19 protein-coding genes are annotated in these 15,283 nt (G+C 74.9%); 11 read left to right on the forward strand and 8 right to left on the reverse strand.

The genetic code is table 11. The annotated features are described in order from the left end of the window. Positions 1-388: 388 nt before the first annotated feature. Positions 389-1,057 (reverse strand): phosphate signaling complex protein PhoU, encoded by a 669-nt coding sequence (phoU, locus tag BMW62_RS11720; RefSeq protein WP_091931045.1) that lies wholly within the window; start codon positions 1,055-1,057, stop codon positions 389-391. 167 nt (positions 1,058-1,224) lie between these two features. Between phoU and BMW62_RS11725 the strand changes: the two genes are divergently transcribed. Next, complete coding sequence (locus tag BMW62_RS11725; protein WP_091931046.1) at positions 1,225-2,427, forward strand: sensor histidine kinase; 1,203 nt, start codon at positions 1,225-1,227, stop codon at positions 2,425-2,427. After that, the gene (locus BMW62_RS11730) at positions 2,424-3,113 is read left to right on the forward strand and encodes a response regulator transcription factor (protein ID WP_091931047.1); all 690 of its coding nucleotides are present in this window, start codon (positions 2,424-2,426) and stop codon (positions 3,111-3,113) included. The genes BMW62_RS11725 and BMW62_RS11730 overlap by 4 nt, the downstream gene beginning before the upstream one ends. A gap of 20 nt (positions 3,114-3,133) precedes the next feature. On the opposite strand, the gene BMW62_RS11735 is transcribed toward BMW62_RS11730, so the two are convergent. Together BMW62_RS11735 and BMW62_RS11740 are read right to left on the reverse strand one after the other, a co-directional pair. Beyond that, positions 3,134-3,325 (reverse strand): DUF3072 domain-containing protein, encoded by a 192-nt coding sequence (locus tag BMW62_RS11735; RefSeq protein ID WP_091931048.1) that lies wholly within the window; start codon positions 3,323-3,325, stop codon positions 3,134-3,136. A gap of 10 nt (positions 3,326-3,335) precedes the next feature. Then, a complete protein-coding gene (locus BMW62_RS11740) occupies positions 3,336-3,554 on the reverse strand; it encodes a hypothetical protein (protein ID WP_091931049.1) in 219 nt (72 codons plus the stop codon). 81 nt (positions 3,555-3,635) lie between these two features. Here BMW62_RS11740 and BMW62_RS11745 point away from each other — a divergent pair, with 81 nt between their 5' ends. After that, positions 3,636-4,721, forward strand: a complete 1,086-nt coding sequence (locus BMW62_RS11745) for a helix-turn-helix domain-containing protein (RefSeq protein WP_091931115.1) — start codon at positions 3,636-3,638, stop codon at positions 4,719-4,721. Here BMW62_RS11745 and BMW62_RS11750 read toward each other — a convergent pair. Next, positions 4,605-5,507: a DUF3109 family protein gene (locus tag BMW62_RS11750; protein WP_139206252.1), complete on the reverse strand. Its 903-nt coding sequence runs from the start codon at positions 5,505-5,507 to the stop codon at positions 4,605-4,607. The genes BMW62_RS11745 and BMW62_RS11750 overlap by 117 nt on opposite strands. Before the next feature lie 89 nt (positions 5,508-5,596). Between BMW62_RS11750 and BMW62_RS11755 the strand changes: the two genes are divergently transcribed. Together BMW62_RS11755 and BMW62_RS11760 are read left to right on the forward strand one after the other, a co-directional pair. Further along, positions 5,597-6,541 carry a Ppx/GppA family phosphatase gene (locus BMW62_RS11755; RefSeq protein WP_091931050.1) on the forward strand — a complete coding sequence of 315 codons (945 nt, stop codon included), beginning with the start codon at positions 5,597-5,599 and terminating at the stop codon, positions 6,539-6,541. Then, a complete protein-coding gene (locus BMW62_RS11760) occupies positions 6,541-7,326 on the forward strand; it encodes a hypothetical protein (protein ID WP_091931116.1) in 786 nt (261 codons plus the stop codon). Before BMW62_RS11755 ends, BMW62_RS11760 begins: the two co-directional genes overlap by 1 nt. Positions 7,327-7,333: 7 nt before the next feature. On the opposite strand, the gene BMW62_RS11765 is transcribed toward BMW62_RS11760, so the two are convergent. Next, positions 7,334-7,900 carry a type 1 glutamine amidotransferase domain-containing protein gene (locus BMW62_RS11765; RefSeq protein WP_091931117.1) on the reverse strand — a complete coding sequence of 189 codons (567 nt, stop codon included), beginning with the start codon at positions 7,898-7,900 and terminating at the stop codon, positions 7,334-7,336. A 59-nt stretch (positions 7,901-7,959) separates the two neighbouring features. Here BMW62_RS11765 and BMW62_RS11770 point away from each other — a divergent pair, with 59 nt between their 5' ends. The 6 genes from BMW62_RS11770 (at position 7,960) to BMW62_RS11795 (ending at position 12,184) form a co-directional block, all read left to right on the forward strand. Then, positions 7,960-8,277, forward strand: coding sequence for a hypothetical protein (locus BMW62_RS11770; RefSeq protein WP_139206253.1), 318 nt, complete (start codon positions 7,960-7,962; stop codon positions 8,275-8,277). Next, positions 8,274-9,092: a pyrroline-5-carboxylate reductase gene (proC, locus tag BMW62_RS11775; RefSeq protein ID WP_091931052.1), complete on the forward strand. Its 819-nt coding sequence runs from the start codon at positions 8,274-8,276 to the stop codon at positions 9,090-9,092. Before BMW62_RS11770 ends, proC begins: the two co-directional genes overlap by 4 nt. Before the next feature lie 344 nt (positions 9,093-9,436). Continuing rightward, positions 9,437-9,781 (forward strand): helix-turn-helix domain-containing protein, encoded by a 345-nt coding sequence (locus tag BMW62_RS23205; protein WP_244523989.1) that lies wholly within the window; start codon positions 9,437-9,439, stop codon positions 9,779-9,781. A 280-nt stretch (positions 9,782-10,061) separates the two neighbouring features. Continuing rightward, positions 10,062-10,160 (forward strand): 30S ribosomal protein bS22, encoded by a 99-nt coding sequence (locus BMW62_RS11785; RefSeq protein WP_012854759.1) that lies wholly within the window; start codon positions 10,062-10,064, stop codon positions 10,158-10,160. Positions 10,161-10,170: 10 nt separating this feature from the next. Further along, positions 10,171-11,277: an NAD-dependent epimerase/dehydratase family protein gene (locus tag BMW62_RS11790; protein WP_091931053.1), complete on the forward strand. Its 1,107-nt coding sequence runs from the start codon at positions 10,171-10,173 to the stop codon at positions 11,275-11,277. Further along, positions 11,270-12,184, forward strand: coding sequence for a lysophospholipid acyltransferase family protein (locus tag BMW62_RS11795; RefSeq protein ID WP_170852346.1), 915 nt, complete (start codon positions 11,270-11,272; stop codon positions 12,182-12,184). Before BMW62_RS11790 ends, BMW62_RS11795 begins: the two co-directional genes overlap by 8 nt. On the opposite strand, the gene BMW62_RS11800 is transcribed toward BMW62_RS11795, so the two are convergent. The 3 genes from BMW62_RS11800 to BMW62_RS11810 all read right to left on the reverse strand — a co-directional run bounded on the left by BMW62_RS11800 (position 12,142) and on the right by BMW62_RS11810 (position 15,217). Then, positions 12,142-13,134 carry an HAD family hydrolase gene (locus BMW62_RS11800; RefSeq protein ID WP_244523990.1) on the reverse strand — a complete coding sequence of 331 codons (993 nt, stop codon included), beginning with the start codon at positions 13,132-13,134 and terminating at the stop codon, positions 12,142-12,144. The genes BMW62_RS11795 and BMW62_RS11800 overlap by 43 nt on opposite strands. Before the next feature lie 111 nt (positions 13,135-13,245). Then, a complete protein-coding gene (locus BMW62_RS11805; RefSeq protein WP_091931055.1) occupies positions 13,246-14,367 on the reverse strand; it encodes a DUF5667 domain-containing protein in 1,122 nt (373 codons plus the stop codon). Positions 14,368-14,479: 112 nt separating this feature from the next. Then, complete coding sequence (locus BMW62_RS11810) at positions 14,480-15,217, reverse strand: sigma-70 family RNA polymerase sigma factor (RefSeq protein WP_091931056.1); 738 nt, start codon at positions 15,215-15,217, stop codon at positions 14,480-14,482. Between the last annotated feature and the right edge of the window lie 66 nt (positions 15,218-15,283).

The raw sequence follows: 15,283 nt of genomic DNA on the forward strand, positions 1-15,283 counted from the left end.
AGGGGTCCCCGAGGAAGCGCTGGACCCGCCGGGCGGATGCGAGCCGACGGCGGACGGCTGGACCTCTCCGCCGGCTGAGGCGAGCCGGGTCGAGCCGGGCCACCGGACGTCCAGCCGCGCCGTGACGCGGCTGGACGTCCGGTGGTGCGGTCAGACGTGTCCTCTCCGCGCACCACCGGGGTCGCGCAGCACCGCTGCCGCCCGCTCCGCCGGCTGAGGCGTCCTCGCCCTCCCCGCGAGGCGCATCGGCGAGCGGGGGCGCGGAGCGTCCCCCGAGAGGGCGCACGGAGCCGCCCTGCGAGGCGCCGCGACGAGCGGGGCCCGCAGGGTTCCCGAGGATCGGCGGGAAGGGCTCAGCCCACCCGGGGGACGGCTCCTGGCCGCGGTGTCATCCGACGGATGACGAGGTCGTCGTGTCGTAGCGCTCGCCGGTGACCAGGTAGCAGACCCGGCGGGCGACGCTGACCGCGTGGTCGGCGAAGCGCTCGTAGTAGCGGCCCAGCAGCGTGATGTCGATGGCCGACTCGATGCCGTGCGGCCAGTCCTCGCTCAGCAGCTGGCGGAACAGCCCGCGGTGGATCTGGTCCATCGCGTCGTCGTCGGTCTCGAGCTCCTGGGCGGCCTCGACGTCGCGCTTGGCGATGACCGTCGCGGTCTTCGTGATGAGCAGCTCCGCCACGTTGCCCGCCTCGAGGAAGGCCGGCCGCACCTCCTGCGGCACCGCGTGGTCGGGGAACCGCATGCGCGCCACCTTGGCGATGTGCGCGGCCAGGTCGCCCATCCGCTCGAGGTCGGCGACGATCCGCATGGCGGTCGTGATGGTGCGCAGGTCGCCGGCCACCGGCTGCTGCCGGGCGAGCAGCGTGAAGGTGCGCTGCTCGATGTTCTCGCGGGTGGCGTCGATCTGGTCGTCGCCGGCGATCACCAGGTCGGCCAGGGCGACATCGGCGTCCAGGAGCGCCGTCGTGGCCGTGCTCATCTGCGAGCCCACGGAGTTGGCCATCTCCACCAGGCAGGCGTTGATGTCGTCGAGTTCCTCGTGGTAGCTGTCCCGCACGGTCGTCCTCTCGTCGTGATTACCCGGCGACAGTAGGCGCGGCCGGGACCGATCCGGCCGCTGCGGGGTGAACTCCGGCCCACCCGCCGGTGAACAGTGACCCGTCCGAGCGGTGAACCTCTCGCCGGATCATGGTGCCTCGCCGCCGCGCACCTAGCATCTGGGCCGTGAGTCCACTGGTCGCCCTGGTGGTCGGCCTCCTCCTGGGTGGGGTGGTGGCCGCCACCGTCATCATCCGCTCCCGCCCCGACCTGGGGCGCCATCCCCTCGACGGCGGGTCCGTCCCGCTGCCCGAGGCAGCGCTGGCGCGTCGGCTCGTGGACCTGATGGACCCCGCCCTGGTCGTGGTGGGCATCGACGACGCCGTGCTGCTGGCCAACCCCGCGGCCCGCGCGCTGGGCATCGTCCGGGGCACCCGGCTGCTGGTGCCCGAGCTGCTCACGCTGGCCCGGGCGGTGCGCAGCGGTGGCACCCGGCGGGCCGACGTCCGGCTGCCCGGCGACCTGGTCGGCGCGGGGCCGCGGCTGGTCGGCGTGCACGGCGTGCGGCTCGACACCGGCGCGGGCACGCCCGCGGGGCCGGTCGCGCTGGTGCTGCAGGACGTCACGGAGGCGCGGCGGGTCGAGGCCGTGCGCCGCGACTTCGTGGCGAACGTCGGTCACGAGCTGAAGACGCCGGTGGGGGCGCTCGCCCTGCTCGCCGAGGCGATCGAGGGCGCCGCCGACGACCCGGAGGCGGTGCAGCGCTTCGCGGCGCGGATCGCCCACGAGGCCGACCGGCTGGGCCGGCTCGTGCGCGAGCTGATCGACCTCTCCCGGCTGCAGGGCGGCGAGCCGCTGCCCGAGCTGGTGCCCGTGGACGTGGACCGGGTGCTCGGCGAGGCGGTCGACCGCACGCGCACCGCTGCCCGCGCCAAGGAGCTGGAGATCGTGGTCGGCGGGCAACCGGGCCTCGTGGTGCGCGGGGTGGAGGGCCAGCTGGTCACCGCGGTGACCAACCTGCTGGCCAACGCGGTCGCCTACAGCACGGGGAAGAGCCGGGTCGCGGTCGCGGCCCGCGCGCGGTCGGGGTTCGCGGAGATCGCCGTGACCGACAGCGGCATCGGCATCCCGCGGGCCGACCGGCACCGGGTGTTCGAGCGCTTCTACCGGGTGGACCAGTCCCGCGCCAGCAGCACCGGGGGGACCGGGCTGGGGCTCGCCATCGTCAAGCACGTCGCCAGCAACCACGGTGGTTCCGTGACGGTCTGGAGCGAGGAGGGGCTGGGGTCGACCTTCACCCTGCGCATCCCGCTCGCCGGTCCCGCCGAGAACCCGGCGGCGGAGTCGTCCGCCTCCGCAACGCAGAATCGGGAGAACGAGCACACATGAGCCGAGTCCTGGTCGTCGAGGACGAGGAGTCCTTCTCCGACGCACTGTCCTACATGCTGCGGCGGGAGGGGTTCGAGACCGTCGTGGCCGCCACCGGGCCCGACGCGCTGGCGGAGTTCGACCGCGGCGGGGCCGACATCGTGCTGCTCGACCTCATGCTCCCCGGCCTGCCCGGGACGGAGGTCTGCCGCATGCTCCGCGCCCGCAGCAACGTGCCGATCATCATGCTGACGGCCAAGGACGCCGAGATCGACAAGGTCGTCGGCCTCGAGCTGGGCGCCGACGACTACGTGACCAAGCCGTACTCGGCGAGGGAGCTCGTCGCCCGCATCCGGGCGGTCCTGCGCCGCCGGGGCGAGGCGGCCGACGCCGCCCCCGCCGAGGGCGGCGTGCTGGTCGCCGGGCCGGTCCGCATGGACGTCGAGCGGCACGTGGTCGCGGTCGACGGCGATCAGGTCGCCCTGCCGCTCAAGGAGTTCGATCTGCTGGAGTTCCTGCTCCGCAACGCCGGCCGCGTGCTCACCCGGGCCCAGCTGATCGACCGCGTGTGGGGGTCGGACTACGTGGGCGACACCAAGACCCTCGACGTCCACGTCAAGCGGCTGCGGGCAAAGCTGGAGCCCGACCCCGCGAACCCGAAGTACCTGCTCACGGTGCGGGGCCTGGGCTACAAGCTGGAGGCCTAGCTAGGCGGGACCCGCCCCGGTCAGTCGTCCTTGAGGTCGTCGATCCTCTTGGACGCGTCGGCCTTCGAGATGTCGTCGGGGATCTCCTCGTCGGTACCCCGGGCCAGCGTCTCGAGGTAGCTCTTCTGGGCGCCGGTGGCGGGCTCGTCGCCGGTCACCCAGTCGTCCGGGTCCTTCTCGGTCGTCTGGTCGGCAGAGTTCGGTTCGCTCATGTGTTCGATGCTAGGCCGGGTGCAGCTCGGGCGCCTGCCGGACGGGAGCGGCGGCGCGGGCGGCCCGCGTCGCCTCCCACCGGCGGCCGGTCGGGTAGACGTGGACCGCACCGCAGGCGGGGCACTCCACGTGCAGCGCGATGTGCGTCGGGTGGTTGGTGACCGACCGGATGCGCCGGTCGGCGACGAACTCGTCGGTCCTGGTGACGGGGCAGGTGATCAGCAACATGGGAGAAGCGTCGCGCCGGCCGCCCGTCCGCACGAGTGGCAGGAGTGACCGCTACCGCAGCTTTTCTGCCATAGTGTGCCCATGGCAGAGGGACGCCCGCTCGTGGTCAGCCTCGTCGTCGGCGAGGGCCTCGTCGCCAGCTTCGGGCTGGGGGTGAGCAACGAGGTGTTCGGCTACGAGCGCCCGGAGATCGGCCTGCCCCGCTTCGACTTCGCGCTGGTCGCCGAGCACCCGGGCGTCCTGCGCACGGACACCGGCATCGGCATCCTCGTCGAGCACGGCCTCGACCGGCTGGACCGGTCCGACATCGTGCTGGTGACCGCCTGGGAGGTGGTCGACCGATTGCCGTCACCGGCGCTGCTGGACGCGCTCCGGCGCGCCCACGCCCGGGGCGCGATCCTGGTGAGCCACTGCACGGGCGTCTTCGCCCTGGCCGCCACCGGTCTGCTCGACGGGATGCGCGTGACCACGCACTGGCGCTACGCCGGCGAGCTCGCCGCCCGCTATCCGCAGCTCGACGTCGACCCGGCGGTGCTCTACGTCGACAACGGGCGCATCCTCACCGGAGCGGGCACGGCGGCCGGCGTCGACGCGCTGCTGCACCTGGTCCGCCGGGAGTGGGGCGCCGCCGCGGCGAACGCGCTGGCCCGGGAGATGGTCGTCCCGCCGCACCGCGACGGCGGGCAGGCGCAGTTCATCGACGCCCCGGTCCCCGCCTGCTCCGACGACCTGCTCGGCCTGGTGCTGGAGTGGGCCGGCCACCACCTCGCCGAGGACCTCTCCGTCGACGTCCTCGCCCGGCGGGCGCTCATGAGCCCGCGCAGCTTCGCCCGGCGGTTCAAGGCCACCACCGGCACGACGCCGCACGCCTGGCTGCTCGCGCAGCGGCTGGCGGCGGCCGAGGAGCTCCTGGAGAACAGCGACGCCCCGGTCGAGGAGATCGCCCGGCTGGTCGGGTTCGGGACGGCGGCGGGGCTCCGCGAGCAGTTCACCCGCCGGCGCGGGGTCTCTCCCCGGGCCTACCGGCAGACCTTCCGGGCCCGTGCGGTGTCACGCCTCGGGACGGCGCCGGTGCAGCTGGACGGGCACCGGCCCGGCAAGGGCGGGGCTGGCCGGGTGGGGGGCGACCAGGCCCTGGTCCAGCCGCAACTCGGCCAGCCGGCGTAGCTCGGCGTACGCCGGGCCACCGAGCAGCGCGACCAGCTCCGCGGCGTAGGTCTCGACCAGGGGCTCGGGGGAGACGTGCGCGGTCGGGGAGCCGGTGCACCACCAGTGCAGGTCGTGGCCGCCGGGCCCCCACCCGCGCCGGTCGAACTCGCCGATCGTCGACACCAGCACGCGCGTGCCGTCGGGCCGGTCCGCGTGCTCCTGCTCGCGGCGCACCGGCAGCTGCCAGCAGACGTCCGGCTTGGTCGTGAGGGGGTGCAGCCCGGTGCGCAGCGCCATCCGGTGCAGCGCGCACCCCGTGCCGCCGGCGAACCCGGGGCGGTTGAGGAAGACGCAGGCGCCGTCCACCACGCGGGTCCGCAGCGACCGCACGGGTCCGCCGGCGTCGTCGGCGGTGCGCCCGTCCTCCGGTTCCTCGGGGGTGCGCCCGTCCTCCGGTTCCTCGGGGGTGCGCCCGTCCTCCGGTTCCTCGGCGTCGTCCTCCTCGGTCCACGCGCCGCGTCCGACGCGGGCGAGCTGCCAGTCCTCGTCGGTCAGGTCGGCCACCGCGGCGGTGACCCGGTGCAGGTCGTCCTCGTCGGTGAAGAACGCGCCGTGGCTGCAGCAGCCGTCGTCCGCACGCCCCTCGACCACCCCCGCGCAGCCCCGGCCGAACACGCAGGTCCACGCCGACGTGAGCCAGGTCAGGTCGGCGCGGACGACGTGCCCGGGATCGGCCGGGTCGGGGAACTCCACCCACTCCCGGGCGAAGTCGGGGGCGACCTCGTCGGGGGGCTCGTTCTCCACCGGGCCAGCGTAGAAGGGCCCCCTGCTCCCGCTCCGCTCACCGCCTCGCGGTGGGGCCCGGCAGGGTGACGTCCGGCAGAATCGGCCGCATGCGGCTGGGTGTGCTGGACGTCGGCTCGAACACGGTGCACCTGCTGGTGGTGGACGCCCACCGCGGTGCGCACCCCACGCCGATGCACGACGACCGCTGGCTGCTGCGGCTCGCCGAGCAGATCGGGGACGACGGGATGCTGTCCAAGGCGGGGGAGAAGGCGCTCCTGCGGGCGGTGCAGAACGCCTGCGACCAGGCCGAGAAGCAGGGCTGCGAGGAACTGCTCGCGATGGTCACCTCCGCCATCCGCGATGCGGCCAACGGCCTCGAGGTGCTCGACCGCGTCCGGGAGCGGACCGGCGTCGAAATGCAGGTCCTCAGCGGTGAGGACGAGGCCCGGCTGACCTTCCTCGCCGTCCGCCGGTGGTTCGGCTGGAGCGCGGGGCGGCTGCTGGTCTTCGACATCGGCGGCGGCTCGCTCGAGCTCGCCAGCGGCGTCGACGAGGACCCGGACGTCGCCCTGTCCCTGCCGCTCGGCGCCGGTCGCATGACCCGGCGCTTCCTGCCCGGGGCGCAGCGGGGCGGACGACCGGATCTGGCGGCGCTCGACGAACTCGCGGAGTACGCCGACGCGCTGATCGAGCCGGCTGCGGGGAAGCTCCGCGACGTCGGGACGCCGGACCTGGTGGCAGCCACCAGCAAGACCTTCCGCACCCTCGCCCGCCTGACCGGCGCCGCCCCCTACTCGGCGGGGCTGCAGGTGCCGCGCGAACTCACCGCCGACGGGCTGGGGCAGCTGGTCGGCTTCATCTCGCGGATCGAGAGCTCGGCGCTGGCCGAGCTCCGAGGGGTCTCACCCGACCGCGCGCACCAGGTTCCCGCTGGAGCGGTTGTCGCTGCCGCAACTCTGCGTGCGCTGGACGTACGGTGCGTGAAGATCTGTCCGTGGGCGCTGCGCGAGGGAGTCATCCTCCGCCGGCTGGACTCGTTGGGAGGGGCGTGATGGCCGAACCGGACTGGAACCCGGACACGGGAGGACGCTCGCTCGCCGAGATCCTGCGCGAGGCCGGCATCGAGTCCGCCGCCCGCACCGCCCGACGCCGGCGTTCCGACGACGACGACGACACGGGCATCCGCCAGCGGCGCGCCGACGCCGGCGCCGACCGGGCCGGCTACGGCCGGCGCCGCAGCGACCTGCAGGTCCCCGAGCCGGCGCCCGCGGCCGCGCGGGGCAGCCGGCCGGCCGGCCGGGCCGCCGACCCCGTGACCGCCGCGATCCCGGGGCTGCGGCCCGAACGCAAGCCCGGGGTCCCGCACCCCTCCGGTCCGGTGCCGCCGCTCCGGCGCCCCGCCGAGGCGGCGGAGGCGGCCGGTGCGCAGCGCACGACCACCCGCCGGCCCGCCCGCGGGGCGACAGCGGCCGGCGCAGCCCCTCGTGACGGCGTGGCGTCCACCGGGCCGATCCCCGTGGTGCGGGCGGACGACGCCGACCTCGACGCCACCCCCCGCGAGAGCGCACTGGCCTGGCTCCGCTTCGCCGGCGAGCTGGTCATCGCCCTCGCGGCCGGGGTCGGCATCTACTTCGCCGCCACCGTGCTCTGGGAGTTGATCCCGCACCTGGCGGTGTTCCTGGCCCCGCTGGCCGTCACCGGGCTCGTGGCCGGGGTGAACCTGTGGCGCGAGCGCCAGGGCACCGAACCGGTGGGTGCCCGCCTGCTCGCCGTCCTGGTGTTCGCGGGCACCCTGCTCACGATCGCCCCGGCGGCGACGCTCCTCGCGACCTCCTGACCGCCGGTCAGGCGTCGGCCGGCTCGGCGTCGCGCGACGGGGCGAACTCCTCCACGATCGCCGCCCCGAAGGCGTCGAGGTCGTCGGGCTTGCGGCTGGTCACCAGGTTGCCGTCGACCACGACCTCCTCGTCCACCCAGTCGGCGCCCGCGTTGCGCAGGTCGGTCTGCAGCGAGGGCCAGGAGGTCATCCGGCGGCCGCGGACCACACCGGCCTCGATCAGCACCCACGGGGCGTGGCAGATCGCGGCCACCGGCTTCCCCGCGTCGAAGAACGCCTTCACGAAGGTCACCGCGTCGGCGTCCGCGCGCACGAAGTCCCCGTTGATGACGCCGCCGGGCAGGACCAGGGCCGCGTAGTCGTCGGGGTCGGCCGAGCCGAGGTCGGTGTCGACCGTGCGCCGCTCGCCCTTGTCGATGTGGTCGTAGGCGGTGATCGTCCCCGTCGAGAACGACACCAGCTCCGGCTCGGCGCCGGCCTCCTCGAGCGCCTGCCAGGGGCGGTCCAACTCGACCTGCTCCACACCGTCGGTAGCCAGCACGGCCACCCTCATCCCGTCCAGTTCTCCTGCCATGACGGCGGCGCTACCCGGCGCCCGGAGCCGGCACACGCCGGAGCACTACGGTTTCGGGCGTGCCCGTCCGTCCGCGTGCCCGCCGCGCCCCGATGCCTCCCGTGGGCGCCGCGCGGGGTGTCGGGGGCGTGGTCGGCCCGGCCGCCGGGCCGGCGTCCGTCCGGTGCCTCGACGTCCGGACGGCGGGCGACGGGGAGCCGGCCGTCGACCCACGACCGATCGCCGTCACCGGTGAGCGCGCGGCCCGGGACGACCGCGCGCCCGACAGCTGGGAGCCCGTCATGCCCTGGGGAGAACCGACCGAGGAGCAGCGCCGCCTGCCCGCCGCCGGGCACGCCGTCCGCGGGCAGCTGTCCGTCGCGGTGGTGCGGCCGTGACCGCGACCGGTCGCCGCGGCCTGGCCGTCGTCGGCGGCGGCAAGATCGGCGAGGCGCTGCTGTCCGGCCTCGTCCGGCGCGGCGGGGCCGACGGGCTCCTCGTCGTCGAGCGGAGCCCGCAGCGCGCCGCCGAGCTCACCGAGCGCTACGGGGTCCCCGCGGTGGGGCTCGCCGACGCCGCGGCCCGGGCGCGGGTGCTGCTGCTGGCGGTGAAGCCGCAGGACATCGACACGCTCCTCGGGCTGGTCGCGGCGCACGTCGACGACGGGCACCTGGTGGTCTCCGTGGCCGCGGGCGTGCCCACGGCGCGCATCGAGGCGGCGCTCCCGCCCGGGGTCCCGGTCGTGCGCGTCATGCCGAACACCCCGGCGCTCGTGGACGAGGGCATGAGCGTGCTCTCGGCCGGTGCGCACGCGGGGGAGGAGCACCTGGACGAGGCGGAGGCGCTGCTGGCGGCGGTCGGGCGCGTGCGCCGGGTGCCGGAGTCTCAGCAGGACGCCGTCACCGCGCTGTCGGGGAGCGGGCCCGCCTACTTCTTCTACCTGGTCGAGGCGATGGTCGACGCGGGCATCCTGCTGGGGCTGCCGCGCGCGCTGGCCGCGGACCTCATAGTCCAGACGGCGCTGGGTGCGGCGGTGATGATGCGCGACTCCGGCGAGCACCCGGTCCAGTTGCGCGAGGCGGTCTCCAGCCCCGGTGGCACGACGATCGCCGCGATCCGGGAGCTGGAGAAGCACGGCGTCCGGGCGGCGCTCATGGCCGCGATCGAGGCGGCGCACGCGCGCTCGGTGGAGCTGGGCCGGGACGCGACCTGACGACAAGTCCTGACGTCGACACGGCAGGACGCGGTGCCGGCGCCTTCCCGTGTCGACAGGTCGACGCGCACCGGGCGTGAGTGGGCGAACACGATAGTGCACATCGGGGCGGATCTGCACCACCCTGCGTCACTGAGTTCTCACCGTGTCGCGAAACGCGCCGGAACGCGTGTGCACCGTGTTGCATAGGTGTAGTTCTGCCTAGGACGGACCGGTCCGCCTGTTCGTTTCACCCATCGCTTCAGTCACGCCCGCCCCCTTACTCTCAGTACCAGCGCGTGCGTGTTCAGTTGCCGGTGGGGAAGCCGGCGCCACGACACGAGCTAGGTTCCGGAGACGAAGACATGACCATGCCCCAGCGCCACGCTGCCGCCACCGTCGTCCGTCCGGGGATGCCCATGCCCCGTCAGATGGGTCGCCCGATGAGCGCCGCGGCGGTCGCCCGCCCCGTGCCGGCCCAGCACCCCGCCGCCATGCCGATCGGCCGCCCGGCCGTCCCGGCCCCCCGCGCCGCCGTCACCTTCCTGACCGTCGCCGAGGTCGCCTCGATGATGCGCGTCTCCAAGATGACCGTGTACCGCCTCGTCCACGCCGGTGAGCTCTCCGCCGTCCGCGTCGGCCGCTCGTTCCGCGTGCCGGAGCGCGCCGTGCAGGACTACCTGCGCGACGCCTACACCGACATCGCCTGATCGCTTCACCCGACATCGCCCGAGTGCCCTGTCGCGCCGAGTGGGCCCGGAGGGGTCCGCGCAGGCGTGACGAAACGGCTCAGCGCGACAGGGGCACGGCCGGTGGCCGCGGGGTCGCCCGGAGGGTGATGGTGTCATCGCCCGCGGTGTCGCCCGGAGGGTGACGGTGTTCCAGCATCGCCGCGGGGTGGCTCGGGTACGCTCGGTCGCCGGGCGACGGCAGGGCAGGCTCCTGCGGCCGCGTTCGAGCTGATCATTTCGCGAAGTCGGGAGAGCACACGTGGGTTCGGTCATCAAGAAGCGGCGCAAGCGGATGGCGAAGAAGAAGCACCGCAAGCTGCTGAAGAAGACGCGCGTCCAGCGCCGCAACAAGAAGTGAGCTGAGGCTCGTGCCGCCTGCGGTCGTCCTCGTCACCGGCGTGAGCCGGTGGCTGGGTGGCGCGCTGGCGGCCGAGCTCGCCTCCGACCCGCGCATCCAGCGGGTCATCGGGGTGGACACGGTCCCCCCGTCGCCGGCCATGCTGCGCCGGTTGGGTCGCACCGAGTTCGTCCGGGCCGACATCCGCAACCCGTTGATCGGCAAGGTCATCGCGGCGGCGTCGGTCGACACCGTCGTGCACATGAACATCAGCTCCACGCCGGCCGGCTCCGGCGGGCGGGTGCCGATGAAGGAGCTCAACGTCATCGGCACCATGCAGCTGCTGGCGGCCTGCCAGCGGGCGTCGTCGGTGCGCCGTTTCGTGCTGAAGTCGACCAGCGCCGTCTACGGCGCCTCGTCGCGCGACCCCGCCGTCTTCACCGAGGCCATGCAGGCGCGGCAGGTGCCCTCCGGCGGTTTCGCCCGGGACAGCGTCGACATCGAGGGCTACGTGCGCTCCTTCGGCCGCCGCCGGCCCGACGTCGACGTGGCCGTGCTCCGGTTCACCAACTTCATCGGTCCGCGCATCGACTCGCTGCTGACCGGCTTCCTGCGCATGCCGCTGGTGCCGACGGCCCTGGGCTACGACGCCCGGGTGCAGCTGCTGCACGAGGACGACGCGCTCGCGGTGCTGACGCGGGCGACCACCGGCGACTTCGCCGGCACCGTGAACGTGGGCGGCGAGGGCACCCTCCTGCTGTCGCAGGCCATCCGCCGGCTCGGTCGCATCGAGCTGCCACTGCCCACGCCGGCCCTGGGCTCGGTCGGCCGGCTGTCGCGCCGGTTCGGCTTCGTCGACTACTCCCCGGAGCAGATGCGCTTCCTGAACTTCGGCCGCGTGGTCGACACGACGGTGCTGCGCCGCGACTTCGGCTACACCCCGCGCTACACCACCGCGGCCGCGCTGGCCGACTACGCGACCACCGTGCCGCCGGTCCTCGACCCGGCCGCCGTCCGGACGGTGGGCGGTGGGCTGCGGTCGGTGCTGGGCCGGATCGGCGACACCGCCTCGGCCGTGGAGCACCGGTTCCGGCCGGCCCCGCCGTCCCCGGCGCTGCGGGCGGTGCGCGATGCCTGAGGCCAGGGTCATCCGGCTGCGCCCCGAGGACGACGAACCCCGCGTGGCCGCGCCGCCTCCGCCGCCGGGCTGGGAGGAGCAGCTGGCCGGCGGCGTCGACTTCCTGCAGCGCCGGCTGACCGGCGAGTACGAGACCGACGAGTTCGGCTTCGACCCCGACCTCGCCGACCACCTGCTGCTCCCGGCGCTCCGCCCGCTGTTCCGCCGGTGGTTCCGGGTGGAGACCTTCGGCTTGGACAACGTGCCCGCCGACAGCGGGGCGCTGGTGGTGGCCAACCACTCCGGGACGCTTCCCATCGACGCGCTGATGACCACGGTGGCCCTGCACGACGAGCACCCGGCGGGCCGCCGGTTCCGGCTGCTCGGCGCCGACCTGGTCTTCGAGCTGCCGGGGGTCGGCGCGCTGGCCCGCAAGTTCGGCGCCACCCTCGCGTGCAACGAGGACGCCGAGCGGCTGCTGACCGGCGGCGAGCTGGTGGGCGTCTTCCCCGAGGGCTTCAAGGGCATCGGCAAGCCGTTCCGCGAGCGGTACACGCTGCAGCGCTTCGGCCGGGGCGGCTTCGTCTCCGCGGCCCTGCGCACCGGGGCGCCGATCATCCCCTGCGCGATCGTGGGCGCCGAGGAGATCTACCCGATGATCGGCAACGCGCGCACCGCCGCGCGGCTGCTCGGGCTGCCGTACTTCCCGGTCACGCCGACGTTCCCGCTGCTGGGCCCGCTCGGCCTGGTTCCGCTGCCGTCGAAGTGGCTGATCGCCTTCGGCGCGCCGATCGAGACGGCGTCCTACGGCCCGGCCGCCGCCGAGGACCCCATGCTGGTCTTCAACCTCACCGATCAGGTGCGCGAGACCATCCAGCACTCGCTCTACCAGCTGCTGCTGCGCCGGAAGAGCGTCTTCGGCGCCTGAAGCAGCGTCGGCCGCGGCCCGGCGACCGGGGCCGGTGGCTGTGCGGCCCACCCTGGCAGCTTGTTGCGCCGGCGCAGCGCCAGTGCGCCGCCCACGAGCCCGCCCGAGAGCGCGGCCGCGGCCACCGTGGGGACGCCGATCTTCGCCGCCTTCCGGCCGGTGCGGAAGTCGCGGATCGTCCAGCCCCGGGCGCGCGCCTCCGCGCGCAGCTCGGTGTCCGGGTTGACCGCGACGGCGGTGCCGGTCAGCGAGAGCATCGGAAGGTCGTTGGCCGAGTCGCTGTAGGCGGTGCACCGGGCCAGGTCCAGGCCTTCCCGCTCGGCGAGCGCGAGGACGGCCTCCGCCTTCGCCGGCCCGTGCATCAGCTCGCCGACGAGACGGCCGGTGTACCGCCGGTCGACGATCTCGGAGACGGTGCCCAGCGCCCCGGTCAGGCCCAGCCGCTGAGCGATGATCGATGCCAGCTCGATCGGCGTGGCCGTCACCAGCCACACCCGCTGGCCGGCGTCGAGGTGCTGCTGCGCGAGCACGCGCGTGCCCGACCAGATGCGGTCGGCCATCAGCTCGTCGTAGATCTCCTCGCCGGCCTGCTGGATCTCGGAGACCTCGCGGCCGGCGACGAAGGCCAGCGCGTTCTCGCGGATGGTGAGCATGTCGTCGGCGCTCTCGTTGCCGGCGATGCGGAACTTGGCCTGCTGCCAGACGAAGCGGGCGAGGTCGCGGCTGGAGAAGTACTTGCGGGTCGCCAGCCCACGGGCGAACCAGAACAGCGACGCGCCCATCATCATGGTGTTGTCGACGTCGAAGAACGCCGCAGCCGTGAGGTCGGGTTCGACGGCCGGGGGGCTCGCGACCTCCGCGGCCGCCGCCGACGCGGCCCCGGCGACGTGGGCGCGGGTCTCCCCGGCGGTCTGCGCGGCACGGCGACCGCGCACCGACAGTCGCGGCACGGCGACCTCCCTCACTCGATCCGGTCCCAGGACCCCGGGGCCGGGCCTGACGTCGTCCCCGGCACCGCTGCTGCGACCCTAGCCGGGGCCGTGGCCGGGGTCAGGCCCTGGTCAGCACTCGCCGACGGTGATCAGCGGGGGCAGGCAGACGTCCAGGGGGCCGGGCAGCGGGACGGCGACCACCGGCGCGGGTGGCGTCCGCGGCGTGCTGCCGGTGCTGGGCACCGGGGGCCGCGGCAGGGTGGGCAGCGTCGGCCGGGGGAGGCCGCTCGGCGTGGGTGTCGCGCTGCTCGTGGGCTCGTCCGCCGGGGTGCCGACGGGAGCGGGGGGTGCGGACGGGACCGCGGGTGCGGACGGGGCGGCCGACGGCGGGACGCCGGTGGCCGGGCCGGCCCCGGGCGGGACCGCGCCAGGGGGCTCCTCGACGACGGCCGCCGGGGTGTCGGTGAGGCAGGGACCGGGGACGGGGCCCAGGACGTCGTCCCCCACCACGGCCGGGCCCGCCGGGCACTGCAGCACCCCGCGGAGCGCCTCGACCCGGGTGGCGAGGGCGCGCAGTAGGTCGGTGGAGCGCCCGTAGGCCGGCGCGGCGCTCGCCGGCACGTCGTCGGCCAGGACCGCGAGCCCGCCCGACTGCTCGGCGGTCCAGCGGGACAGGAAGCCCAGCGGCGCGGCGTCGCGGGACTGCACGGCCTGCCCGGTGAGCCAGCCGGCCCCCTGGGCGGTGTGCTCGTCCATGATCAGCAGGGTGTGCTCCACCAGTGCCGGCTCCCCGGTGCCGACGAGGAGGGTCAGCTCCTCCAGCCGGGTGCCGGCCAGCTCCAGGAGGGTCTGGCCGCGGCTGTCGCCCGCCAGCGCCAGCTGCGTCTGCTCGGTGCCGCGCTTGAGGTCGTAGAGAGGATCCCCCGGCTGCGCGCCGGCCGCCACGGCGACCAGGGCGGCCAAACCGGTCACGCCGACTGCCGCCCCGGCGAGCCCGGCGGTGATCCGTCCCCGCCACCGGGACGGGGGCCGGTCCACGGCCCGCCCGGCGAGCAGCCGGCGGTGCAGGGGGCGTGGGGTCGGCTCCGGGGTGCGGACGGCGGCCATCGCCACCAGCCGCGCGCGGGCGCGGGACCGGTACTGGGGGTCGGGGCCGGTGTCGAGCCGGTCGCCGAGGGCCTCGAGGCGCGCGACGACCGCGGTCCCGGTGTCGGGGCCGGTCAGGGTCGAACCGTCCTCGGGCCGGATCACCCGTCACCTCCCGTCCTCACCTGGGCGCACGTCCTGCTCCCGGCGGCCGTCCGCCGCGCCCTGCCCAACGACGGGGCGGCCCCGCCGGTTACGGCCGGTCGCGGAGCGGGGGTCACCGCAGCCCCTCGGGGAGCAGGCTCGCCAACCGCCGGACCGCCCGGTGCTGCAGCGCCTTGATCGCGCCGTCCTTCTTGCCCATGATCTCGGCAGTCTCGGAGACGGACAGACCGTGCAGGAAGCGCAGCACGATGCACTCCTGCTGCTCGCTCCCCAGCTGTCGCACGCAGGCGAGCAGCTGCTCGTTCGTCAGGTGCTGCAGCACCGCGTCCTCGGGGCCGTCGGTGGCCCGGTCCGCGTCGCGCATGTCGGCGGTGCTGACCTCCAGCCGGAAGCGGCTGCTCTTCACCTGGTCGCGGATGATGTTGCGCGCGATCGTCACCAGCCAGGCGCCGACGTCGCGGCCCTGGAACGACAGCGAGTCGATCCGCCGCAGCGCGCGGACGAAGGTCTCGCTGGTGACGTCCTCGGCCGTCGCCCGGTCCCCGACCCGGTGGTAGGCGTACCGGTGCACCAGCGCGACGTAGTGGTCGTAGAGCCGGCCGAACGCCTCGGCGTCCCCCGCCTGGGTGCGGCGCACCAGCTCCCAGACGTCGACGTCGCCGGCCGCCACGGGGCCGGGGTCCGCGGCGGCGAGCTCCGCGACGACCTCGGTGGGCAGCTCGGCGGGTCCGGGAGCGGGCGCGGGTGGCACCGCGGGCGCGGGCAGGGCCTCGGCGCTCGCGCGGGGGAACGGTGTCGGACGCGGGTGGGAGCCGGCGTCGGCCGACCGCTCGGCGTCCAGGGGGTGCATGCGGGCGTTCGACCTCCTCATCGGCCCGCTCTGCCTGGACCGTCCTCGTTCACCGGGCGCGCCGGA

It is taken from the genome of Blastococcus sp. DSM 46786, from assembly GCF_900109665.1.
GTDB lineage: Bacteria > Actinomycetota > Actinomycetes > Mycobacteriales > Geodermatophilaceae > Blastococcus > Blastococcus carthaginiensis.